Here is a 23045-nt window from a genome sequence, read left to right as displayed (position 1 = left end):
CAGCATATAGACCTTCCAATGATGGGAAGGTCAAGGGCTCAATTCAAGGTTGCCCATTGACTGCGGCAGGTTGGCACTGCGACAGTTGCGCAGCTTAAAGTGCTGATCAGTTGGCACTATATCGAGGCGGTCAGGAGGCGCCACCCATGCAGCCCGTCCGCAACGACATTCACAATTCTGATCTGCCGATCCTCTGCCAAAGTTGCGAGTCCCGCCATCAGGGGATTTGCGGCGCCCTTTCTCCCGAACAATTGACGCAGCTCGCGCGCCAGACCCGTCGTGTGCATCATGCCGCCGGGGAAGAACTATTGGGCGATGCCATGCCAATTACCGGCTATGGCAATGTGCTGCGCGGGGTGATCAAGCTGTCCAAGGTTCTGGAAGATGGTCGCCAGCAGGTTGTTGGGCTGCAATTTGCGCCTGATTTGCTGGGGCGGCTGTTTGCCAAGGAAAGCCGTGTGGCGGCGGAAGCGGCCTCCGATGTCGATCTCTGCATGGTGCCCAAGGCTGCTATGGAGAACCTGGTGCGGGAGAACCCGGCGCTGGAACATCGCATCATGCTGCAGACGCTGCGCGAGCTTGACGAGGCGCGTGACTGGATGGTGACGCTGGGCCGCAAGACCGCCGCCGAGAAGGTCGCGAGCTTCCTCTATCTCATCGCCAGCCACATCGACCCCGCCCAAGGCGAAGTCACGACGTTTGACCTGCCGCTGAGCCGCGCCGACATTGGCGACTTCCTTGGGCTGACCATCGAAACGGTCAGTCGCCAGGTGAGCAAGCTCAAGGCCGACGGCGTGATAGAGATCGAGAATTATCGTCATGTCTCGGTTCCCGACATCGCGCGTCTGCGCGTACGCTGCGGCTAAACCAGCCGACCGTTTCCCATCGTCACCACGCGATCCACGCTGCCATCTGGAATGGCGGCGTGTGTCACCACGATAACCGTGCGACCGCGTGCGGCCGTGCGGAGCGTTTCAAAGAACCCGACCTCTGCAACCCGGTCGAGCGCTGAAGTGGGCTCATCCAGCAGCAGGATCGGCGCGTCCGAGAGCAGGGCGCGGGCGAGGCAGAGGCGACGAGCCTGTCCAACCGAGACCGTGCGACCGCCTTCACCGACCACAGTATGCAGCCCATTGGGCAGGGCGCGGATAAAGTCAGCAATCCCGGCGCTGGAAAGGCTATCCCACAGCGCGTCATCGTCCGCATTCTCGTTGGCGATCAGCAGGTTGGCGCGGATAGAGTCGTTGAACAGCGGGCTGTCCTGGCTGAGGAGAGCCATGCTCCTGTGCACGTCGGCCTGGTTGAGTGCCATCAGGTCCGTGCCGCCCAGGGTGATCTGGCCAGCCTGTGGATCGGCGAGTCGCAGCAAGAGGCTGAGAAGACTGGACTTTCCGGCGCCGCTCGGGCCGACAATGGCGACATGTTCGCCGGGGGCGACAGTGAGGCTAGTCTCGCTGAGCACGGGCGCGCCACCATCATAGGCGAAGCTGACGCCGTTGACGGCGATGGTGGTGTCGGCGGGCAGGGCGGCGGGCGAAACTGGATCGCTGACGAGGATAGGGCCTTCGGCGATGGCGGTGAGACGTTCGGCAGCGGCCATGGCGGTGGTGAGCTTGCCGACCGAGCGGACGATGGCGCTGGTGGCCTCGAAACTACCGAGGATAGCCAGGAGCAGACCCGCCAGAACGGCACCGTCGATCTGATCGGCAGAGAGCGCCTGTAGACCGAGCCAAAGCGAGCCGATAAGGGCGATGGCGGCGAGAGCCTGCACGGCAAAACCGGCAGCTGCGGTGAGGGTCGAGAGCTGCCCCTTGGCGTCGCTAAGGCGCTGCGCCGTCGCGGTAAAGCCCGACTGGGCGGTGCCGAGAACGCCGAAAATGGTGAGATCGGCATGGCCTTCAATGCCGTCGAGAACGGCAGCGCGGGCATCGGCAGCGCGGGCAACATTGAGTTTGCCAGCGGTGCGGCTGGCGATGACCAAAGCGACGGGGACAACGATGACCGCGAGGGCAAAGCTGAGGCCATAGACAATGGCGGCCAGTGGCAGCAGGAAACCCAGAACGGTGGTCAGTGTCAGCCCGATAATAACAGCTGCGACGATGGGGCCGATGGCCACGAGAAAGGCGGTGTCGAGGGCGTCGACATCGGCGGTGAGGCGGCTGACGAGGTCGCCATGACGCAGGCTGCGGTCGCGCAGCGGCAGGCGGGGGAAGAGGCGCGCGAACAGCCAGCCACGAATGTCAGACAGTAGCTTCAGGGTAGCATTATGCCCCGACAGCCGTTCACCATATCGGGCCAAAATGCGGATAAATGAAAAGCCCCGCACCATCGAGGATGGCACGAAGAGATTGAAGGCCAAACCGGCTGTGGTGAGGGCTGCTGCGGTAATGAACCAACCAGAGGTGCCCAGAAGGGCGACGCCCGAGGCCACCGCAATCAGCGACAGCAGCAAAGCGAGGGCCAAACCGCGAGCCTGCTGTGCAAACAGCTTGCGGAAGGTGAGGAGCGCTTTCATGCGATACTCCTTTTAGCATTGGCCGGCATGGGGGTGGATAACAAGGACTCACCCGCTATGCGCCAGGCCTTGCCCATGCGGCTGGCGACAGCCTCGGAATGGGTGGCGATGATCAGGGTGCGTCCGCGCGCGAAACGCTGCAGGTCATCGAGCACGGCGGCTTCGAGAGCAGCATCGAGATGGGCGGTCGGCTCATCGAGAAGGATCAGCCCCGCGTCGCGCAGATAGATGCGGGCGAGGGCAATGCGCTGAACCTGGCCACCGGAAAGGCCAAGGCCACCATCCCCCAAGAGGGTATCGAGACCCTCGGGCAGTGCGTCGGCAAACGCGGCGACATGGGCCAGCTCGGCGGCGCGGCGGATTTCGGCAGCGGTCGCATTGGGGCGGGCGAGGGCGATATTGTCGGCCATGCTGCCAGCGAAAATGCGCGGCTTTTGACCCAGCATGGTGATCCCATCGCGCAGGTCGTTTTCGGCCCAGTCGGTGAGGGGGCGCTGACCGATATCGATCTGACCATCGTAATCGCGCAGGCGGGCAATGGCTTCGAGCAGGGTCGACTTGCCAATGCCGCTGGGGCCGAGCAAAGCAACGTGTTCGCCAGGAGCGACGGTGAGCTTGGCATCAGAGAGGATAACCCGAGCACGATCTGGCGTGCGCAGGGTCAACCCAGCGAGAGTGAGGCCAAGGGCCGACGTCTGGTGCGAGTGCGGCGCGTCGGCGAGAGGGACGATCTCGGTCGGGAGCTTGCCAAGCTGAGCTTCGATTTCGCCAATGGCGGCCTTGGCCGAGGCGCGGTCATGATAGTGCGCGGCGAGCAGGCGCAGCGGGTTGTAAACCTCGGGCGCCATCAGCAGCAGGAAGAGGCCAAGCTGCAGCGTCATCGGGCTCGAGCGCAGGTGGAGGAACTCGATGAAGGTGAGCCCTATATAAAGAGCGACACCCGCCACCCCGAGCGCCGCGAAGAACTCGAGCACGGCCGAGGACAGAAAGGCGATGCGCAGCACCTTGAGGGTGCGCTTGCGCAGCTCGTCACTGGCCGAAACGATGCCAGCGGTTTCAGCCTGATCGCGGCCAAACAGCTTGAGAGTCAGCAGACCGCGCAGGCGATCGGCAAACCGTCCGGTGAGAATGGACAGGGCGCGGGCCTGACGGTCGGTGGCGATCTGAGCGCCCCAGCCCACCAGCGCCATGAAGATTGGAATGAGCGGCGCGGTGATGAGGAACAGCAACCCGGCCAGCCAATCGAGCGGCAGGATGATCGCGCCAAAGGCGATGGGGAGCAGCCCGGCCTGGATCATGGCGGGGAGGTATTTGGCGAAGAACCCGTCGAGGGCTTCGACCTGATCGATGATGGCGGCAGCGGCGGCGCCCGATTGCGGCTGATCGGCAGCGCGGGGCGACCGTGACAACAGGTTTGAGAACAGCAGGCTCCGCACGGTGCGCTTAATGGCCTCGGAGCCAGCGGTGCCCGCACGGTCACCAATGGCCGAGAGCGCGGCGCGCACCAGCAGCAGGGCGAGAATGGTGATGACGCCCGGCGCCAGCACATCGAGCGAGGCCCCATCCTGAATGGCATCGCCGACAACGCTGGACAGAATCCACGCCTGCCAGACCAGAAGGGCGCCGCCGAGCAGGGGCGCGCCAATGGCCACATAGAGCCAGCCACCGCCGAAACGGCGCAGGCCTGACAGGGTTTTGCCGTCTAGCCTGCTTTGGTCGGGAGCTTTAGTCGTCATATTACCTGTCGCAATCCTATGCCCCACCCACCCCTAGACCAATCGCCGCAACGTGGCTTGATCTGAATCAATGCATGCGCAAGTCTCTGGGGGCAAAGAGTGCGCAGTGACGGCCGCGACTCAGGCGTGCCGCCAACCATAGGGGCAGTAGCGCCATGATCGACATGACTGTTGTCGAACTGTCGCGGTGGCAGTTCGCAGCCACTGCGATGTATCATTTTCTCTTCGTTCCGCTCACCATCGGTCTGGCTATCCTGATAGCCATCATGGAAAGCGTCTACGTCATGACCGGACGCGAGGTCTGGCGCAAGGCAACCCTGTTCTGGGGCACACTTTTTGGTGTGAATTTCGCCATGGGCGTCGCCACCGGCATCGTGATGGAATTCCAGTTCGGCATGAACTGGAGCTATTACAGCCATTATGTGGGTGACGTGTTCGGCGCGCCGCTGGCCATCGAAGGCCTGATGGCGTTCTTCCTCGAAGCCACATTTATCGGTCTGTTCTTCTTCGGCTGGGATCGCCTCAGCAAGATCGGCCACCTGGTCGTGACCTGGCTGATGGCACTGGGCGCCAACTTCTCGGCGCTCTGGATCCTTGTAGCCAATGGCTGGATGCAGAACCCGGTCGGGGCGAAGTTCAATCCCGACACGATGCGCATGGAAGTCACCGACTTCATCGCCGTCATTTTCAACCAGGTGGCGCAGGCCAAGTTCGTGCACACCGTCAGCGCCGGCTATCTGCTGGGCGCGGTGTTCATCTTCGCCATTTCGTGCCTGTTCCTGCTGCAGGGCAAGCATATCGAAATCGCCAAGCGCTCGATGGTCGTGGCCGCCAGCTTCGGTCTGGCTTCGGCCCTGTCGGTCGTCGTGCTGGGTGACGAAAGCGGCTATGTCGCGACGGAAAACCAGAAGATGAAAATCGCGGCGATGGAAGCCAGCTTCCACACCGAGCCGGCGCCGGCGCCCTGGACGATCTTCGCTCTGCCCGGACCTGATGGCGGCGCGCCAGAATTTTCGATCAGCATTCCATGGCTGGGCGGCATCATTACGACCCGTTCGCTGGACAAGGAACTGCCCGGCATCGAGGAACTGGTTCACAATGCTGAAGCGCGCATTCGCACCGGCATGATCGCCTATGACGCCCTGCAGGAAATTCGCGCCGATGGCACGAACGCCGCAGCGCGGGCCACGTTTGACGAACATTGGGCAGACCTGGGCTATGGCCTGCTGCTCAAGAAGTATCGCGAGGACGTCGGCAACGCGACCGAGGCCGAGATCAAGATGGCCGCCGCCGACACCGTGCCAGACGTCTGGCCGCTGTTCTGGACCTTCCGCATCATGATGGGTCTGGGCTTCTTCTTCATCGCGTTCTTTGCCGTTTGGTTCTACCGCGCCTCGCGCGGCTGGCTAGACACCAACCGCCCCATGCTGTGGATCGGCCTGCTTGTGCTGCCGCTACCATGGGTGGCCATCGAGTCGGGCTGGTTCATCGCCGAGTTCGGTCGGCAGCCCTGGGTGGTGGAGGGCGTGTTGCCCACCTTCTATGCCGCCTCTGGGCTCCACTTCTGGGACCTCGTCATCTCGCTGAGCTTCTTTGTGGCCCTGTACTCGACGCTTCTGGTCATCATGGTCATCCTGATGATCAAGGTGATCAAAGCCGGCCCCAAGGACACGCTGTTCGACGCGCCTGACTCTGACGATATCGACCATGTCATGGTCGCCGTCGCCGCAACGCCCGCCACCAAGGAAATCGGATCATGAGCTCCATTCCGCTCGACTACGAAACCCTGCGCCTCATCTGGTGGGCTCTGCTCGGCATTCTTCTGATGGGCTTTGCCATCATGGGTGGGCGCGATCTGGGGGTGGGCACGCTGCTCCCCTTCGCCGCGCGCACCGACGCCGAACGCCGCGTGCTGATCAACCTGATGGGCCCGACCTGGGAAGGTAACCAGGTTTGGCTGATCCTGGGCGGTGGCGCCATTTTCGCCGCCTTCCCACCACTCTATGCGGTCAGCTTCTCGGGCTTCTATCTGGCGATGATCGTGATCCTCCTGGCGCTGATCCTGCGTCCGGTCGGGTTCAAGTTCCGCGGCAAGATCAAGGACGACCGCTGGCGCGCCGTGTGGGATTGGGCCCTGTTCATCGGTGGCTTTGTGCCATCGCTGATCTTCGGCGTGGCGGTGGGCAATGTGTTGCTCGGCGCGCCATTCCACCTCGATGACACGATGCGCAACTTCTACACGGGCAACTTCTTCCAGCTGCTCATGCCGTTTGCGCTGCTGTGCGGGCTGGTGAGCCTGGGGATGATCGTGACGCAGGGCGCCGCCGTTATCGCGGGCAAGACCATCGGCCCCGTGGCCGACCGGGCCCGCACCTTCGGCAGCCTCGCGGCCATCGTGACGCTGGTGCTGTTTGCGCTGGGTGGGCTGTGGATCGCCTATGGTATTCAGGGCTACGCCGTGACCAGCGTGATCGACCCCAATGCGCCGATCAATCCGCTGGCCAAGACAGTGGCCCTGTCCACGGGCGGGTGGCTGAACAATTACAGCCTCTATCCCTGGATGATCACTGCGCCAGTGCTGGGCTTTGTCGGTCTGGTGGGTGCGCTGATCGGGTTGCAGCTGCGGCTGCGCCTGCCAACGCTGCTGGCATCGAGCCTGGCTATCTTCGGCATCATCAGCACCGCCGGCCTGTCGCTGTTCCCGTTCGTGCTGCCATCCTCCACAGTGCCGAACTCGAGCCTGACCCTGTGGGATGCCTCCTCGAGCCACCTGACCCTGTTCATCATGCTTCTGGTGACGGTCTTCTTCCTGCCCATCATCGTGCTCTATACCGGCTGGGTCTTCCGCGTCATGCGCGGGCCTGTGTCCACCCAGAGCATCGACAAGAACCCCAACGCCTATTAGGAGGCCCGCAATGTGGTACTTTTCCTGGATACTCGGCCTGGGGCTGGCCTGCAGCTTCGGCATCCTGAATGCGATGTGGTTTGAGCTGCGCGAAGACCGCCGGCATGCAGAAGAGGCAGGACAGGAACCAATCCAGCGCTAGCTGCATGGCTCTTGTCCAGATGGTCAAAAATCTATTAATGCAGGCGCCGCGCAAGTGGCGCCTGTTTTCGTTAGGTATATCAGTGTGTTGGCTGTGTCTTTGTGGGTGAAGTAGAGGGGCTGCGACCTCTGCGTGGATGAAGCGAATATGAATGGCCTGCCTATTTCGCGTGCACCCACTGCATAACGGATGTGCACAGAGTCTACCTTCTAATCACGACACAGTGGATCTACATAGAGGTCATCAAACGAAGGGGAACCGAAATGAACATCCGCCAGAAAATCGCACAGTTTGCTCAGTATCAGCGCACCATGCGCGAGCTCAATGCTCTCGACGCACGCCAGCTCAACGACCTGGGCATCACCCGCGGTGACATCCGCAACATCGCACGCGGCAAGACCATCTAAGATTTCTTGAAATCGCTGCTATGTAGATGAAGGCATCCTCTTGGGTGCCTTTTGTCTTTTCTGAATACTGTATTCAGCGAATGAGATCTGCAGCATTGCCGCCCAGCGCGGTAACCAGATCGTCGGGCTTCATCCGGATCTGTAATCCGCGCTGCCCGCCGTTGAGAAAGACTTCGTCTTCCAGCGTTGCCAGTTCCTCGACTGCGGTCGGAACGGCCTTCTTCTGCCCAAATGGGCTGATCCCGCCCACTTTATAGCCAGTCAGGCGCTCCGCGTCGGCTGGCTTCATCATATGGGCCGATTTGCCTCCAAAAGCGGCAGCCAGCTTTTTCATGTTCACTTCTTCATCCGACGGCACCACGACGCAAACGGGCTTGCCATCGACTTCGGCCATCAGCGTCTTGAGCACGATGGAGGGCGAAACCCCCATGGCCTCTGCCGCCTGCAACCCAACGCGATCGGCGTCCGGATTGTACTCATAGGTCGCAGTTTCGAAGGGAAGGCCGAGCTTACTCAGCGCGAGGGTGGCGGGGGTGGTTTTCGACATGGGACGGGCTTGGAGACTGTGTTTGGGATCGGCGGCGATGGTAGCACAGGGTTGCGGCGCTGGTGAACCACACCAAAGGCCAAGCGCCGAGCTTAGTACATCCCCACCGCTCGTCACCCTCGGGCTCGACCCGAGGGGGAGGCTGCCATCGCAGGAAGTATAGGGCCCTCGGGTCAAGCCCGAGGGTGACGGGCTGGTGGGTGTGGTGGCATTCGGGGTATCTCAAACTCCATCCCGCCACCACCACGATGTCATTCCCGCGAAAGCGGGAATCCCCCTTCAACATCGCAAGGGAGATTCCCGCTTTCGCGGGAATGACGCGGTGGGATTAGGGTGCGGCGGTGGGGGGCGGGAGCGGTCTCTAGGGCACTTCTTAGTGGCGGTGCGAGCCCTCAATTCACCCCGCCCTCCGTTCGTCACCCTCGGGCTCGACCCGAGGGTTCTTGCTGTAACCACCGCGAAGTGCAGGCCCCTCGGGTCAAGCCCGAGGGTGACGGCTCAGTGAGTAGTTGGAGCACATCGCCACCAGCGCCACCCTCACTATCGTCCGCGTTCGCCGCGGTAGTCGGAGTCGAAGCCGATGTCGCGGCGGAGGTGGGGGGAGGCGTGGATCAGGTCGATGGTGGCCTGCTTGCGCTTGCGGTCGGTTTTGTCGAGCCGTGGCCAGACGAATGTGGGGAGGCGGAAGGGGGCGGTGAGGGGCTTTGCGAGGGCGGTCATGGCTGCGACCATCCTTATGGGGATGGCTCCTGCGTCAATTCTGATATCTGCAAAATGACTGGAGATTGGGGCGATTTCCAACTAAAGCTGGAAGGGTATGCATAAGGAGAACTGATGCATGAGCGCGCTTCCGCCCCTGACCGCCGTGCGCGCCTTTGAGGCCGTGGCGCGGCATCTGAGCTTTACCAAGGCGGCCGAGGAATTGGGGATGACCCAGGCGGCGGTGAGCTATCAGATCAAGCTGCTGGAGGAGCGCGTCGGCACGCCGCTGTTCTTGCGCAAGCCGCGCCAGATCGCGCTCAGCGAGGTGGGCGCCAAGCTCGCTCCGCAGGTGGAGCAGGCGTTTGAATTGATGCGGACCGCCTTTGACGACACCAGCGGCGAGGTGAACAACCTGCTGTCGATTACCTCGGTGCCGACCTTTGCCAGTCAGTGGCTGGCGCAGAATTTGGGGCTGTTTCAGATTGCCCACCCTGACATTGCCGTGCGGCTGGATAGCTCCAGTGGGCTGGTGGATCTGGTGCGCGATCAGTTCGATATCGGCATCCGCACTCTACCGGCGCCGCAGGCCAGCGGTGTGGTCTCGCACCTATTGCTGAAAGCCGATTTTTCGCCGCTGCTCAGCCCCAAATTGGCCGAGACAATTGGCGGCATCAAACGGCCCGAGGACCTGTTGAAACTGCCGGTGCTCGACCCGGAAGACGAATGGCTCGATCTGTGGTTCGCGACGGCGGGGGTGCCTGGCTATACGACCGAAGGGCGGCCCTTGAGTATGCTGGGGCTACAGAGCCTGTTGGGTTCGGCGGCCATGGCGGGGCGCGGCGTGGCCATGCTGACGCCAGCCTTTTTCCGCGACGAGATAGCCTCTGGGCGGCTGATCCAGCCGTTTCCGCTGCTGGCGTCGGCGGGGTGGGGCTATTACCTCGTTTATCCCGAAAGCCGCCGCAACGCGCCCAAGGTGAAGCGGTTTCGCGACTGGATGCTGGAGGCGACCAAGCCGCTGCGTGGCGAAAGCTAAAAGATCGCTCGGTCCCGCGTGACGATTTCCGAGAGGAACTCGGACACCAGCGCGACGCGGCGCAGGTTGCGCAAATCTTCGTGCATCACCGTCCAGTAATTGCGGGTGAGGGTGTGTTGCGGCAGCACCGGCACCAGATCGCGATCGCGCTGCGCCATGAAGGCATGAAGAATGCCAATGCCTGCGCCGGCGCGCACCGCCTCGGTCTGGCCCATGGCTGATGAAATGGCGAGCGATGATCGCCAGAGGCGGGTGAACTCGCCGGTGTAATCGAGCGAGGCGGTGAACAGCAGGTCTTCGACATAACCCACAAGGCGATGAGCGGGCAGGGCATCGAGACTGTCCGGCGTGCCGTTGCGCTCGAGATAGGCGCGGGAGGCATAGAGCCCCAGCCGATAATCGGTGAGCTTGCGGGCGACAAGGCGCCCCTCGCGCGGCCGCTCCAGCGTCACGGCAATATCGGCCTCGCGGCGCGACAGCGAAAAGGCGCGGGGCACGGGGACCAGTTCGATGCGCAGGCCCTTGTGACGCTCCGTCAACTCGCCCAGGCGCGGCGCGAGGAAGGCAACGCCGAACCCGTCGGGGGCGCCGACGCGGACCGTGCCCTCAATGGCGCTATCGGCGCCCGCCGCTTCGGTCGCGGCGAGCATGGCGCTCTCCATCCGCTCCGCATGGATGAGGAAGCGCTCACCCTCGCCGGAAAGCTCGGAGCCATTGGTTTTGCGGGTGAACAGCTTGCTGCCCAGCGCCTCTTCCAGCGCAGTGAGGCGGCGAGCGACGGTGGCGTGATTGAGATTGAGCGCCTTGGCCGCGCCCAGGATCTGCCCGCTGCGGGCGACGGCGAGGAAGATGCGGGTGTCGTCCCAGTTCATTCGAGTTTCCTTTGAAGGATCGGAGTACCCCCACCTAGCCTCCCCCTGATGAGGGGGAGGAATCTGGGCGGTGGGTTTGGCAACATCGCGCCTCAACCTCGATCTGTTCCTCCCCCTTCAGGGGGAGGCTAGGTGGGGGTATCCGCCTCGCACTATAATTTACGCACAACAGGTGCAAAATCTATCGCGTTGCGCATGATCCAATGTAGCGCCGATGATGCCGCTAAACAAGGAGAGAGCGCATGCGGACCATTGGTCACTTCATCGACGGCGTCGAAACCACAGGCAACAGCGCCGAGTTTCAGGACGTGTTCAATCCGGCGACCGGCGAGGTGCAGGCGCGGCTGGCGCTGGCGACCGAGGCAGACCTGGAAGCCGCTGTCGCTTCTGCTGCGGCCGCGCAGCCCAAGTGGGCGGCGACCAATCCGCAGCGCCGGGCACGCGTGTTCTTCAACTTCGTGGCCCTGATCAACCGCGACATGCAGGAATTGGCGGAGCTGCTCAGCATCGAGCATGGCAAGACGGTTGACGACTCCAAGGGCGATATCGTGCGCGGGCTGGAAGTGGCCGAGTTTGTTGCCGGTGCGCCGCACCTGCTCAAGGGCGAGTTCACCGACGGGGCGGGCCCCAGCATCGACATGTATTCCATGCGCCAGCCCGTGGGGATTGGCGCGGGGATAACGCCGTTCAACTTCCCCGCGATGATCCCGCTGTGGATGCTGTCGCCGGCGATTGCGGCGGGCAACGCGTTTATCCTCAAGCCATCGGAGCGCGATCCATCTGTGCCGGTGAAGCTGGCGCAGCTGGCGATTGAGGCCGGTCTGCCCAAAGGCATTCTCAACGTCGTTCATGGCGGCAAGGCGGTGGTGGATGGCATTCTGCACCACCCCAAGATCGAGGCGATCAGCTTTGTCGGTTCGACCCCGATTGCCCGGTATGTCTATGCAACGGCGGCAGGCGAGGGCAAGCGCGTGCAGGCCTTTGGCGGGGCCAAGAACCACATGATCATCATGCCCGACGCGGACATGGACAAGGCCGCCGACGCACTGATGGGCGCAGGGTTCGGCTCGGCTGGCGAGCGCTGTATGGCGGTTTCGGTGGCTGTGCCGGTGGGTGCGGAAACGGCGGATCGGATCGTCGCGGCGCTCAAGCCTCGCATCGACGCGCTCAAGGTTGGTCCGGCCAGCGACAAGGCCAGCGAAATGGGCCCGGTGATCACCAAGGCGGCCAAGGAGCGGATCAATGGCCTCGTGGAAAAGGGCGTGGCGCAGGGGGCAACGCTGGCTGTCGATGGGCGCGGGTTCAGCCTGCAGGGCTATGAGAACGGTTATTTCGTTGGGCCGACGCTGTTCGACCATGTCACCGCCGACATGGACATTTATCAGGAAGAGATTTTCGGACCGGTGCTGAGCGTGGTGCGGACCAATAGCTATGAAGAAGCGCTGAAGCTGACCATGGACAACCCCTATGGCAATGGCACGGCGATCTTCACCCGCGACGGCGACGCGGCGCGCGACTTTGCAGCGCGGGTCAATGTCGGCATGGTGGGCATCAACGTGCCAGTGCCGGTGCCGCTGGCCTATCACAGCTTCGGCGGCTGGAAGGCGAGCTCGTTCGGCGATCTGAACCAGCACGGCACGGATGGCATCAAGTTCTGGACCAAGACCAAGACGGTGACGGCGCGCTGGCCAAGCGGGATCAAGGACGGCGCAGAGTTCCAGATGCCGACGATGAAGTAAGGAGATTGAGGGATCGGTGGTCCCAACTGCTTTTGCCTCCACAGATCGTCACCCTCGGGCTTGACCCGAGGGTTCTTTTTGGGCCCGGCAAGTGAAGAGCCCTCGGGTCGAGCCCGAGGGTGACGATCCAGGGTGGGGACAGATACCCCCAACCCGGCTCGATCACGGACTTAGCTAAAGCCAAGTCCTATCTCGCTTCCCTCCCCACAAGGGGGAGGGAAGTCGACTGCGGGGGCGGTGGGCGTACTTAGTCCATTTTCCCAGACGGCCGGTGATCACACGATGCCGCTGGAGCCAACCGCCACTTCGGGCCGGATTTGGGCGACTTGGGCGCGGTAGGCGGAGGCGCGGTAGGTGGCGAGCAGGTCGATGGCGCCGCCTTTTTCGAAGCGTGACATGGCCAGGATCGGTTCGACATCGGTGCGATAGGCCACGCGCAAGTGCTGTGCTGCGGTTAGCACATCGTTAGCATCCTGCGCCGCCGACAGCTCATTTCGGTTCACCAACAGGGCCTGCGCGTAGGAGCGCTGCACGTCGGAGGCCGAGAGCATCAGCGACTCGATCGGGTCGGTGACGTTGTGGCTTTGGTCGAGCATGTGGGCGGGCCGGAAATCGGCGTCGCGGCTTTCCACGTCGACCAGTTCGTTGAACACGAGGAACAGGCGGAACGGATCGATGGAGCCGGCGTCGAGATCGTCGTCGCCATATTTGCTGTCATTGAAATGGAAACCGCCGAGCTTGCCGAACTGGGCGAGACGGGAGACGATCATCTCGATGTTCACATTCGGCGCGTGGTGGCCGAGATCGACGAGGCAATAGGCCTTGTCGCCCAGTTCCTTGGCGATGAGGTAGTTGGTGCCCCAATCCTGTACGACCGTCGAATAGAAGGCCGGCTCGTACATCTTGTGCTCGGTGAAGATGCGCCAGTCATCGGGTAGGGCGGAGTAAACGGTCTTCATCGAGTCGAGGTAATGCTCGAACTGGCGGGCGAAATTGACCTGGCCGGGGAAGTTCGAGCCGTCACCGATCCAGACCGTCAGGGCCTTGGAGCCGATGGTCTTGCCGATGTCGATGCATTCCAGATTGTGCTCGATGGCCTGCTGGCGGGTTGCCGCGTCGGCAGCCGAGAGCGAGCCATACTTGTAGGACTGCAGCTTGCCCTTTTCGTCGGCGAAGGTGTTTGAGTTGATCGCATCAAAGCCGAGGCCAAAGCGCGATGCGGCCTGCTTGAGGCGATTGGGATCGGCCCGATCCCATGGAATATGCAGGGACACCGTGTTGGTGGCCTGGGTCAGCTGGGAGATGACGGCGCAGTCTTCGATCTTGTCGAAGATATCGCGTGGTTCGCCCTTGCCGGGGAAGCGGGCAAACCGGGTGCCGCCGGTGCCGACGCCCCAGGACGGTACGGCGATGTTAAACGCGGCGACCTTGTTTTTGATGGCGTCGATGGAAATGCCGCGACGGTCGAGGCGTTCGCCCAGGCTATCATAGTCATTGCGCAGATCGGTCGAAAGCTTGGCGTTTTCGGCTTCGACGACGGATGGATCGATGATGTGATCGGTCATAAGGGCTCCTCCCCAAATTCGTGGCTCCCACCTTCACCCCGACCCTGCCCGCAAGGGGGAGGGAGGTTGCCAGTTCGGCGCTGGCGGTTCCTGCGTCCCTACCGTGTGGGAGGAACTGAGGGTGAAGGCGGGATAGGCGATGTTCCTAACGCGTGAACGACTGGGCGTTGCCTGCGTCGACATTGATGATGTTGCCCGTGGACTTGGATGAGGCATCGGACGCGAAGAAGTAGATGGCTTCGGCGATATCTTCGGGGAACACGGAGCGCTTGAGCATGGAGCGCTCGCGATACATTTCCTCAAGGCCATCCTTGTCAGTCTTGTAGGTTGAGGCGCGCTGTTCGAGCCATTCGCCGGCCCAGATCTTGGAACCACGCAGCACGGCGTCCGGGTTGACGGTGTTGACGCGGATTTGCTCAGCGGCACCCTCCAGCGCAAGGCAGCGGGCCAGGTGGATTTCAGCGGCCTTGGCCGTGCAATAGGCCGAGGCGTTGGGGGAAGCCGCAAGGCCGTTCTTGGACGCGACGAAGACGACATTGCCGCCGATCTTCTGGGCGCGGAACAGGCGGAAGGCTTCGCGGGAGACGAGGAAATAGCCCGTGGACAGGATGTCCATGTTCTTGTTCCAGAGTTCGAGCGTGGTCTCCTCAATGGGAGCCGAGGAGGCGAGGCCCGCGTTGGAGACGAGAATATCAAGGCCACCAAATTCGACCACGGCATGGGCAAAACCGGAAATGACGGCCTCTTCCTTGGTCACGTTGATGATGACCGGACGCACGACGTCGGCGCCGAACGCTTTCGAGAGTTCGTCATTGGCAGTGGTCAGCGCAGTCTCGTCGATATCGGCGAGGACGACGCAGGCGCCTTCGCGCAGCAGACGAACGGCTGTGGCTTTGCCGATGCCGCCAGCGCCGCCGGTGACGAGAGCGATCTTGCCGACGAGGGATTTTGGCTTGGGCATGCGGGCCAGCTTGGCCTCTTCAAGCAGCCAATATTCGATGTCGAAGGCTTCCTGCTCGGGCAGCCCCTGATATTCGGACACGGTCGAAGAGCCGCGCATCACGTTGATGGCGTTGACATAGAATTCGCCCGAGATGCGGGCGGTGGCTTTGTCCTTGGCGAAGGTGAACATGCCGACGCCGGGCATCAGATAGACGACAGCATTGGGATCGCGCACGGGCGGCGAGTTGTCGTGTTTGCAGCGGTCGTAATAGGCCTGGTAGTCGACGCGGTAGGCGGCGATCTGGTCGGCAAGGCCGGCGATGACGGCGTCCACATCGGGATTGGCCGGGTTGAAATCGATCACCAGCGGGCGGATCTTGGTGCGCAGGAAATGGTCGGGGCACGAGGTGCCCAGCGCTGCCAGCGGGCGCAGGTTCTTGGAATTGACGAATTCGAGGACGGCGGCGCTGTCGTCGAAATGGCCCAGCTTGTGGCTGTCTTCCGAGATCAGGCCGCGGATTTTTGGCATCAGGCGCGCGGCAATGGCGCGGCGGGCATCGGCGTCGAGCGATTGGACGGCTTGCCCACCGAAAATGGTCTTGCCCTCTGTCTGCCCCTCAAACCACTCGATGGCCTGATTGATGATGCCGATGGTGGTTTCGTAGCATTCCTTGGGGGTGTCGCCCCAGGTGAAGAGGCCATGGGACTCAAGGATCAGGCCCTTGGCATTGGGGTTTTCTTCGCAATACTTGCCCAACCACAGGCCCAGCTCAAAGCCCGGCTTTTTCCATGGCAGCCAGCCAATGGTGTCGCCGAAGATCTGCTTGGTCAGCTCTTTGGAGTTCTTCGAGGCAGCGATGGCGATGATCGCGTCGGGATGCATGTGGTCCACATAGGGGTGGTTCACGTAGGCATGCAGCGGGGTGTCGATCGAGGCGGCGCGGGGATTGAGATTGAAGGTGGCGTGGGGAAGGTAGCCCACCATCTCGTCTTCAAACTCGACGCCGCGATAGAGGCCCTTGAGCGCGCGCAGCTTGTCCATATAGAGCGTCGAAAAACCATCGAGCTTGATCGAGGCGCTGTCGCCGCCCGAGCCCTTGACCCAGAGAACCTCGACCTCCTGGCCGGTCAGCGGGTCTTTTTGCATGATCTTGGAAGACGTATTGCCGCCACCGTAATTGGTCACGCGCTTGTCTGAGCCGAGCAGGTTTGAACGATAGACGAGGCGTTCAGGCTCGCTCATGGCGGCGGCCTTGGCGTCGTCCCAAAGGTTCGCAAGGCGCTTGGGCGCGGTGGTGGACATGGTATGGCTCCTCCCAGAGGATCGATTGGTCTTAGTTGTGCCGGAGATGGCCACGATCGATCAATGGTGTCAATCAGAAACGATCATAAACAAGCATATCCACCCAACATCATTCGTTCATGATCGTTTCGTGATTGACAGTGATTGAATTCGGTGTGAAGGAATGCGTCAGGGAGATAGCTGCATTGCACGAAACAGAGCGCCACAGAGTCATCATTGCCACCGTGCAGACGCGTCCCGTGGTGACCGTTGCCGAGTTGTGCGAGATCACGGGCTCGTCGGAAGCCACCATTCGCCGCGATATTGCGGCCCTGCATGTGCGGGGCGAGCTGCGCCGGGTGCGCGGCGGGGCAGAGGCGGTGAACCCGCCCGAACAGTCCGCGCTGATGGGGCGGCCCTTTTCGGTCAACGAAACGCTCAATATCGCGCAGAAACGCGCAATCGCCCGCTCAGCGGCGGAGCTCTGCCGCGATGGCGAGCCGATCATCATCAATGGCGGCACCACGACCTACCAGATGGTGCATCATCTGACGGCGCGGCGCATGAGCGTGTTCACCAACAGCTTCGCCATCGCTGAGTATCTCATCCACAACTCGCGCAACTCGGTGATCATTCCGGGCGGCACGGTCTATCGCGAGCAGAACGTCATCCTGTCGCCGTTTGGCGGCGTGGTGGCCTCGCACTTTTACGCCAAGCGCATGTTTATCGGTTGCCAGGGGATCGGGCAGCTCGGGCTGATGGAGGCCGATCCGATGATCGTGCAATCCGAACTGGGTCTGATCGGGCAGGCTGAAGAGCTGATCGTGCTTGCGGATTCATCCAAGTTTTCGGGGAGATCGAGCCTCATCCTGTGTGGGCTCGACCGGATAACCGCTGTCATCACCGATAGCGGAATACGCGACGAGGACCGCCAGATGCTGGAAACGGCAGGGGTGCGGCTCATCGTGGCGGAAACCAATGGCCTCAGTGACCGTCAAGCGACGGTGGCGTGAACCAGAGGTTGAAGACGTGAACGTTCCAGGGAGGAAACGAAATGAAACTTCTGAAGATTCTGGCCGCGACGACTGCCGTCGCGGTTCTGCTTGCCACCCCAGCCTTCGCTCAGACCCGCATCGCGCTGGTGGTGAAGTCGCTCGGTAACGGCTTTTTCGACGCGGCCAACAAGGGCGCCCAGGAAGCGGCCAAGGAACTTGGCGTCGAAGTCATCTATACCGGTCCAACCGCCGCGACCGCCGAAGCTCAGATCGAAGTCATCAACTCGCTGATCGCTCAGCAGGTCGACGCCATCGCCATCTCGGCCAATGATCCGGACGCACTGGTGCCAGCCCTGCAGAAGGCAATGGAACGCGGCATCAAGGTTGTCAGCTGGGACTCGGGTGTTGCTGAAGCCGGCCGCCAGGTTCACCTCAATCCATCTGACGTCGGCCTGATCGGCGAAACCATCATCAAGCTGGCTGCTGACTATCTGCCAGATGGCGGCGATGTTGCCATTCTGTCGGCTGCATCCACCGCAACCAACCAGAACGCCTGGATCGAAGCCGCCAAGGCAGCCATCCCAGCCAAGTTCCCCAAGATCAACCTCGTCTCGGTTGTCTATGGCGACGATGACTCGGTGAAGTCGACCGACGAAGCCAAGGGCCTGATCGCATCCTACCCAGACCTCAAGGCCATCATCGCTCCAACCACGGTTGGTGTTGTGGCGGCGGCTCAGGTGGTGACCGACCAGAACCTGATCGGCAAGATCAACGTGACCGGCCTGGCGCTGCCATCCGAGTTCAAGCAGTTCATCGACAATGGTGCATCGCAGGCCGTGGCCCTGTGGAACCCGATCGATCTCGGGTACTCGGCTGTGTATCTCGCCAATGACCTGATCAAGGGCGAAGAAGCCAAGCCAGGCGCCAAGCTGTCGATCGGCCGCGTCGGTGAAGTGACCCTGGACGATACCAACTCGGCAGCCATGGCTGCACCATTCGAGTTCAACAAGTCCAACATCGACGAATTCTCCAAGATCTATTGATCTCTATCGCGGCCCGGCGTTTTGGCGTCGGGCCCGTCCTATCGACCAATTGTCGTCACCACCCGGCTTGTCCGGGTGGTCCACCTTTCGCGGACGCATCGCCTGGATTGCCCGGACAAGCCGGGCAATGACGGTGCGGAGAGACCAAGTCACCAATGACCGATCCTATCCTGACCCTCTCCGGCATAACCAAGAGCTTTCCCGGTGTGCGGGCGCTCAATGGTGTTTCGCTGGAACTGTTTGCCGGACAGGTGACGGCGCTGATCGGCGAAAATGGCGCGGGCAAGTCGACGCTGGTCAAGGTGATGACCGGGATTTACCAGCCAGACGCGGGCGACATCCATGTGGCGGGCAGGCAAGTGCATCTGCCGACGGCGCATTCGGCCTCGGCGGCGGGGATTACCGCCATCCATCAGGAAACCGTGCTGTTCGACGAACTGACGGTCGCCGAAAACATCTATCTCGGCCATGCGCCCATCAATCGTTTCGGGATGATCGATTGGAAGACGATGCGCGCCGAAGCCCAGGAAACCCTCGATTCCATGGCCGCCGGCATTGATGCCGATATCAAGCTTAAGGAGCTGGGCATCGCCAAAAAGCATCTGGTGGCGGTGGCGCGGGCGCTGTCGATTGACGCGCAGATCGTCATCATGGACGAGCCGACCGCCGCGCTGAGCCAGAAGGAAATCGAAGACCTCTATGTGCTGATCGAGCTGCTCAAAGAGGATGGCAAGGCGATCCTCTTTATCTCGCACAAGTTCGATGAAATTTATCGCATTGCCGACCGCTACACCGTGTTTCGCGATGGCGAAATGGTGGGCAAGGGCATGATTGCCGAAACCAGCCAAAGCCAGATCGTGCAGATGATGGTGGGGCGCGCCGTCGATCAGATATTCCCCGCGCGCAACGCGGCGTTGGGAGACGTGGTGCTGGAAGCCAAGGGGCTGAGCCACCCGACTGAATTCGACGACATCAGCTTTGCCGTGCGCAAGGGCGAAATTCTGGGCTTTTACGGGCTGGTGGGGGCAGGACGCTCCGAGGTGATGCAGGCGGTGTTCGGCATGACGGCGCTGTCGAGTGGCAGCATGGTGCTGGACGGGCAGGCGATTGCGCCGAAATCGGCGGCCGACGCGGTGGATGCGGGCATTGTTTATGTGCCCGAAGAGCGCGGCAAGCAGGGTGTGATCACCAGCCAGCCGATTTTCCAGAACGTGTCGCTGCCCTCGCTGAAAAAGACCTCCAAGTCCGGCTTTTTGCGCATGGCCGAGGAATTCAAGCTGGCGCGGACCTATACCGAACGGCTGGACCTGCGCGCCTCCTCGCTGAGCCAGGACGTGTCGACCCTGTCGGGCGGTAATCAGCAAAAGGTGGTGATCGCCAAATGGCTGGCGACGCTCCCCAAGGTGATCATTCTGGACGAGCCCACCAAGGGCATCGATATCGGCTCGAAGGCTGCGGTGCATGAATTCATGGGCGAGCTGGTGAGCCAGGGGCTGTCGGTCATCATGGTGTCGTCCGAGCTGCCCGAAGTGCTGGGAATGAGCGACCGCATCGTCGTGATGCGCGAGGGACGGCTCGTCGACACGCTCGACAACAAAGGGCTGAAGCCCGAAACGCTGGTGCGCCTAGCAGCCGGTATCGCAGAGGAAGCGGCAGCATGAAGGCGCTGACCAAGCATCGTGAACTCTGGCTGGCACTGGCCATTGTCGTGGTCGTCATTGCGGTGACGCTGCGCTTTCCACGCTTTTCCCAGCCGAGCAATCTGCTGACCATTTTCAACGACACGTCGATCCTGATGATGCTGGCGCTGGGGCAGATGGTGGTGATCCTGACGCGGTCGATCGACCTCTCCATGGCTGCCAATCTGGCGCTGACCGGCATGATCGTCGCCATGGTCAACGCTGCTTTTCCCGGCGTGCCAATCCCGGTTTTGATCGCGGGCTGCATTGTGGTTGGCGGTGCGCTTGGCGCGTTCAACGGCATTCTGGTGTGGAAGCTCAACATTCCGGCCATCGTCGTAACGCTGGGCACGCTGACGATTTTCCGCGGGTTGGTGTTTGTGATCTCGGGCGGCGCCTGGGTCAACGCGGCGCAGATGAGCCCCGACTTCATTCAGCTGCAGCGCGGCGCCTTCCTTGGCCTGCCGATACTAAGCTGGTTCGCCATCGTGGTCGCGGCATTGTTCTATGTGCTGATGACACGCACGGCGCTGGGCCGCTCGCTCTACGCCATCGGCGTCAATCCCACGGCGTCGGTCTATACCGGCATCAATGTGGGGCGGACCAAGTTTTTGGCCTTCACCATTGCCGGGGCGGTGTCGGGGCTGGCGGGTTATCTCTGGATTTCGCGCTATGTGATCGCCTCGACTGAAGTGGCCAGCGGCTATGAGCTGACCATCATCGCGGCCTGCGTTATCGGCGGCGTGTCGATTGCCGGTGGCATCGGAACCGTTGGCGGCGCGCTGCTCGGCGCCCTGTTCCTCGGCGTCATCAACAACGCGCTCCCCGTCATCAACATCTCGCCCTTCTGGCAGATGGCGATTTCCGGCTCGGCGATCCTGCTGGCGGTGGTGCTGAACGCCCGTGGCGAACGCAACAAGGGCCGCGTGATTTTGAAGAAGGCGGAGGGGGTGTGATGGGGCCGCGATCAGTTCGCCCCCACCCTCATTCCCTCGCCACAAGGGGGAGGGAGGCCTGCTCCTTGGCTTCCAACGTCCTGAGCAAACGCTATCGTGCTGTGAGAAGTGGGCGGAGTAGCCTGCGTCTCCCTCCCCCTTGTGGGGAGGGATCAAGGGTGGGGGTGGGGTTGAGCATTGAGCGTGCACGACAACTGCGCAAGCGCATGGGCGCCCCGGAAGCCCGGCTGTGGAATGCTCTTCGAGCGCTCCCAGATGTTCATTTTCGTCGGCAGGTGCCGCTGGGCAAATACTACGCGGACTTCGCCTGCCACGCGCATCGCCTGGTGATCGAGGTCGACGGCGACACACATGGTTCCGAGAGCGCCTTTGCCCATGACGCCACCCGCGATGCGTTCATCGACAGTCAGGGATATCGCATCATGCGCGTCAGCAATCGCGACGTGATGCGCAATCTGGAGGGCGTGATGACCAAGGTCATTCTGGCGCTCGAACTACCCCCACCCTCACTCCCTCCCCACAAGGGGGAGGGAAGCCTGTCCAGTGCTCGATCGGAACATAGCGATGACTGACACTTCTCTTCACCGCCAGCTGCCTGATCGGCTGGATAATCCGTTGCGGTCGGCGCTGTTGGGTTGGCAGACGCTGTTGGTGCTGGTGGCTGTGGTGATTTTCACGGTCAATTCGTTTGCGTCACCGTATTTCCTCAATGCGTGGAGCCTGAGCGATCTGACGTTCAACTTTACCGAAAAGGCGCTGATTGCCCTGGCGATGGCGCTGTTGATCATCTCGGGGGAGATCGATCTGTCGGTGGCGGCGATCATTGCGCTGGCGTCAACGCTGATGGGGCTGGCGCTGCAGTTTGGGGCCGATACGCCGGTGCTGGTGTTGATCGGCGTGGGCACGGGGATTGCCTGTGGGGCGTTCAACGGTTTTCTGGTCACCGGGCTGAAACTACCGTCGATTGTGGTGACTATCGGCACGATGAGCCTGTTCCGGGGCATCGCCTTTATCGTTCTGGGCGATCAGAGTTTTAAGGGCTATCCGGCCAGCTTTTCCTGGTTTGGGCAGGGCTATGTCTGGTGGGTGATCTCGTTCGAGCTGGTGCTGTTCCTCGTCGCGGCGGTGATTTTCTATGTGCTGCTGCACCGGACCAATTTCGGGCGGCGCGTGTTTGCCATCGGCAATAATGATGTGGCGGCGAAGTTCTCCGGCGTGCGTGTCGAGCGCATCAAGTTCATCCTGTTTTGCCTGACGGGCCTGATGAGCGGCATCGCGGCGGTCTTGCTGACAGCGCGGCTGGGCTCCACCCGCCCGTCGATTGCGCAGGGCTTTGAGCTTGAGGCGATCACCATGGTGGTGCTGGGCGGGGTGTCAATCCTGGGCGGCGCGGGCTCGATCATCGGGGTGGTGCTGGCCGCACTGATCGTCGGGCTGGTAACGTTCGGGCTGGGTCTGCTCAATGTGCCGGGGATCGTCATGACCATCTTCACCGGCTCGCTGCTGATCGTGGTGATCGCGCTGCCGATCCTGTTCAAGATGTGGAGGCAGCGGGCATGATTGTGGACGGCGACTACGAAAAGCACGCCTTCAAGATGCGGCTTAATCCCGGCATGGCGGCTGAATACAAAAAGCGCCATGACGAGATTTTCTCCGAACTCGTCGACTTGCTGCACGAGGCGGGCGTGAAGGACTATTCGATCCACCTCGACGAAGAGACCGGGATACTGTTCGGCGTGCTGTGGCGGCGGCGCGATCACGGCATGGACGGCCTGCCCGCAACGGCGGTGATGCAGCGCTGGTGGGCGCATATGGCCGACGTGATGGCAACCAACGAGAAGAATGAGCCGGTGTCGGTGGATTTGACGCCGATGTTCTGGATGAAGTGAGGGGGTTGCGAGGCGTGGGGATGGGTGGATTGCCCGGACGGGCCGGGCAATGACGATGGGGAGGGATTGGGGTTGTGCGGGGGCGCTGAGGGG

21 protein-coding genes are annotated in these 23045 nt (G+C 62.0%); 14 read left to right on the top strand and 7 right to left on the bottom strand.

Features of this window, described 5'->3' with window-relative positions; translation table 11 throughout:
- Positions 1 to 146 precede the first annotated feature (146 nt).
- Positions 147 to 866 (top strand): Crp/Fnr family transcriptional regulator, encoded by a 720-nt coding sequence (locus WH87_RS00095; protein ID WP_046137826.1) that lies wholly within the window; start codon positions 147 to 149, stop codon positions 864 to 866.
- On the opposite strand, the gene cydC is transcribed toward WH87_RS00095, so the two are convergent.
- Both cydC and cydD read right to left on the bottom strand, forming a co-directional pair.
- Positions 863 to 2515, bottom strand: a complete 1653-nt coding sequence (gene cydC, locus WH87_RS00090; RefSeq protein ID WP_046137827.1) for a thiol reductant ABC exporter subunit CydC — start codon at positions 2513 to 2515, stop codon at positions 863 to 865. The two genes, WH87_RS00095 and cydC, sit on opposite strands and share 4 nt — an antisense overlap.
- A complete protein-coding gene (cydD, locus tag WH87_RS00085) occupies positions 2512 to 4251 on the bottom strand; it encodes a thiol reductant ABC exporter subunit CydD (RefSeq protein WP_046137828.1) in 1740 nt (579 codons plus the stop codon). The genes cydC and cydD overlap by 4 nt, the downstream gene beginning before the upstream one ends.
- Before the next feature lie 158 nt (positions 4252 to 4409).
- On the opposite strand from cydD, the gene WH87_RS00080 reads away from it, so the two are divergent.
- The 4 genes from WH87_RS00080 to WH87_RS19225 all read left to right on the top strand — a co-directional run bounded on the left by WH87_RS00080 (position 4410) and on the right by WH87_RS19225 (position 7705).
- Positions 4410 to 6011, top strand: coding sequence for a cytochrome ubiquinol oxidase subunit I (locus WH87_RS00080; protein WP_197410695.1), 1602 nt, complete (start codon positions 4410 to 4412; stop codon positions 6009 to 6011).
- A complete protein-coding gene (gene cydB, locus WH87_RS00075; RefSeq protein WP_046137829.1) occupies positions 6008 to 7156 on the top strand; it encodes a cytochrome d ubiquinol oxidase subunit II in 1149 nt (382 codons plus the stop codon). Before WH87_RS00080 ends, cydB begins: the two co-directional genes overlap by 4 nt.
- 10 nt (positions 7157 to 7166) lie before the next feature.
- Positions 7167 to 7298: a cytochrome bd-I oxidase subunit CydX gene (gene cydX, locus WH87_RS19230; RefSeq protein ID WP_082092408.1), complete on the top strand. Its 132-nt coding sequence runs from the start codon at positions 7167 to 7169 to the stop codon at positions 7296 to 7298.
- A gap of 263 nt (positions 7299 to 7561) precedes the next feature.
- Positions 7562 to 7705, top strand: coding sequence for a DUF1127 domain-containing protein (locus WH87_RS19225; RefSeq protein WP_082092407.1), 144 nt, complete (start codon positions 7562 to 7564; stop codon positions 7703 to 7705).
- 73 nt (positions 7706 to 7778) lie between these two features.
- On the opposite strand, the gene ybaK is transcribed toward WH87_RS19225, so the two are convergent.
- Both ybaK and WH87_RS00065 read right to left on the bottom strand, forming a co-directional pair.
- Positions 7779 to 8252 carry a Cys-tRNA(Pro) deacylase gene (gene ybaK, locus WH87_RS00070; RefSeq protein ID WP_046137830.1) on the bottom strand — a complete coding sequence of 158 codons (474 nt, stop codon included), beginning with the start codon at positions 8250 to 8252 and terminating at the stop codon, positions 7779 to 7781.
- Positions 8253 to 8792: 540 nt separating this feature from the next.
- Positions 8793 to 8972 (bottom strand): hypothetical protein, encoded by a 180-nt coding sequence (locus WH87_RS00065; RefSeq protein WP_156167842.1) that lies wholly within the window; start codon positions 8970 to 8972, stop codon positions 8793 to 8795.
- 118 nt (positions 8973 to 9090) lie between these two features.
- On the opposite strand from WH87_RS00065, the gene WH87_RS00060 reads away from it, so the two are divergent.
- The gene (locus tag WH87_RS00060) at positions 9091 to 9990 is read left to right on the top strand and encodes a LysR substrate-binding domain-containing protein (protein ID WP_046137832.1); all 900 of its coding nucleotides are present in this window, start codon (positions 9091 to 9093) and stop codon (positions 9988 to 9990) included.
- On the opposite strand, the gene WH87_RS00055 is transcribed toward WH87_RS00060, so the two are convergent.
- Positions 9987 to 10862 carry a LysR family transcriptional regulator gene (locus WH87_RS00055; protein WP_046137833.1) on the bottom strand — a complete coding sequence of 292 codons (876 nt, stop codon included), beginning with the start codon at positions 10860 to 10862 and terminating at the stop codon, positions 9987 to 9989. The genes WH87_RS00060 and WH87_RS00055 overlap by 4 nt on opposite strands.
- 242 nt (positions 10863 to 11104) lie before the next feature.
- Between WH87_RS00055 and WH87_RS00050 the strand changes: the two genes are divergently transcribed.
- A complete protein-coding gene (locus WH87_RS00050; RefSeq protein ID WP_046137834.1) occupies positions 11105 to 12601 on the top strand; it encodes a CoA-acylating methylmalonate-semialdehyde dehydrogenase in 1497 nt (498 codons plus the stop codon).
- Positions 12602 to 12876: 275 nt separating this feature from the next.
- On the opposite strand, the gene rhaI is transcribed toward WH87_RS00050, so the two are convergent.
- Positions 12877 to 14166 carry an L-rhamnose catabolism isomerase gene (gene rhaI / locus WH87_RS00045; protein ID WP_046137835.1) on the bottom strand — a complete coding sequence of 430 codons (1290 nt, stop codon included), beginning with the start codon at positions 14164 to 14166 and terminating at the stop codon, positions 12877 to 12879.
- Positions 14167 to 14311: 145 nt separating this feature from the next.
- Positions 14312 to 16411: a bifunctional rhamnulose-1-phosphate aldolase/short-chain dehydrogenase gene (locus WH87_RS00040; RefSeq protein ID WP_046137836.1), complete on the bottom strand. Its 2100-nt coding sequence runs from the start codon at positions 16409 to 16411 to the stop codon at positions 14312 to 14314.
- A gap of 185 nt (positions 16412 to 16596) precedes the next feature.
- Here WH87_RS00040 and WH87_RS00035 point away from each other — a divergent pair, with 185 nt between their 5' ends.
- From WH87_RS00035 to rhaM, 7 genes are all read left to right on the top strand, one after another.
- On the top strand, positions 16597 to 17403 hold the full coding sequence (locus tag WH87_RS00035) for a DeoR/GlpR family DNA-binding transcription regulator (RefSeq protein WP_046137837.1): 807 nt from the start codon (positions 16597 to 16599) through the stop codon (positions 17401 to 17403).
- Positions 17404 to 17444: 41 nt separating this feature from the next.
- Positions 17445 to 18428 (top strand): rhamnose ABC transporter substrate-binding protein, encoded by a 984-nt coding sequence (gene rhaS, locus WH87_RS00030; protein WP_046137838.1) that lies wholly within the window; start codon positions 17445 to 17447, stop codon positions 18426 to 18428.
- 155 nt (positions 18429 to 18583) lie between these two features.
- Positions 18584 to 20089, top strand: coding sequence for a sugar ABC transporter ATP-binding protein (locus tag WH87_RS00025; RefSeq protein WP_046137839.1), 1506 nt, complete (start codon positions 18584 to 18586; stop codon positions 20087 to 20089).
- Positions 20086 to 21063, top strand: coding sequence for an ABC transporter permease (locus tag WH87_RS00020; protein ID WP_046137840.1), 978 nt, complete (start codon positions 20086 to 20088; stop codon positions 21061 to 21063). Before WH87_RS00025 ends, WH87_RS00020 begins: the two co-directional genes overlap by 4 nt.
- A gap of 170 nt (positions 21064 to 21233) precedes the next feature.
- Positions 21234 to 21635 (top strand): endonuclease domain-containing protein, encoded by a 402-nt coding sequence (locus WH87_RS19220; RefSeq protein ID WP_197410691.1) that lies wholly within the window; start codon positions 21234 to 21236, stop codon positions 21633 to 21635.
- The gene (locus WH87_RS00010; protein ID WP_046137841.1) at positions 21628 to 22623 is read left to right on the top strand and encodes an ABC transporter permease; all 996 of its coding nucleotides are present in this window, start codon (positions 21628 to 21630) and stop codon (positions 22621 to 22623) included. The genes WH87_RS19220 and WH87_RS00010 overlap by 8 nt, the downstream gene beginning before the upstream one ends.
- On the top strand, positions 22620 to 22952 hold the full coding sequence (rhaM, locus tag WH87_RS00005) for an L-rhamnose mutarotase (protein WP_046137842.1): 333 nt from the start codon (positions 22620 to 22622) through the stop codon (positions 22950 to 22952). The genes WH87_RS00010 and rhaM overlap by 4 nt, the downstream gene beginning before the upstream one ends.
- The last annotated feature ends 93 nt before the right edge of the window (positions 22953 to 23045 follow it).

The organism is Devosia epidermidihirudinis, from assembly GCF_000971295.1.
GTDB lineage: Bacteria > Pseudomonadota > Alphaproteobacteria > Rhizobiales > Devosiaceae > Devosia > Devosia epidermidihirudinis.
Note: the sequence above shows the minus strand (reverse complement) of the source record. Positions and strands in the feature narration are given on the sequence as shown.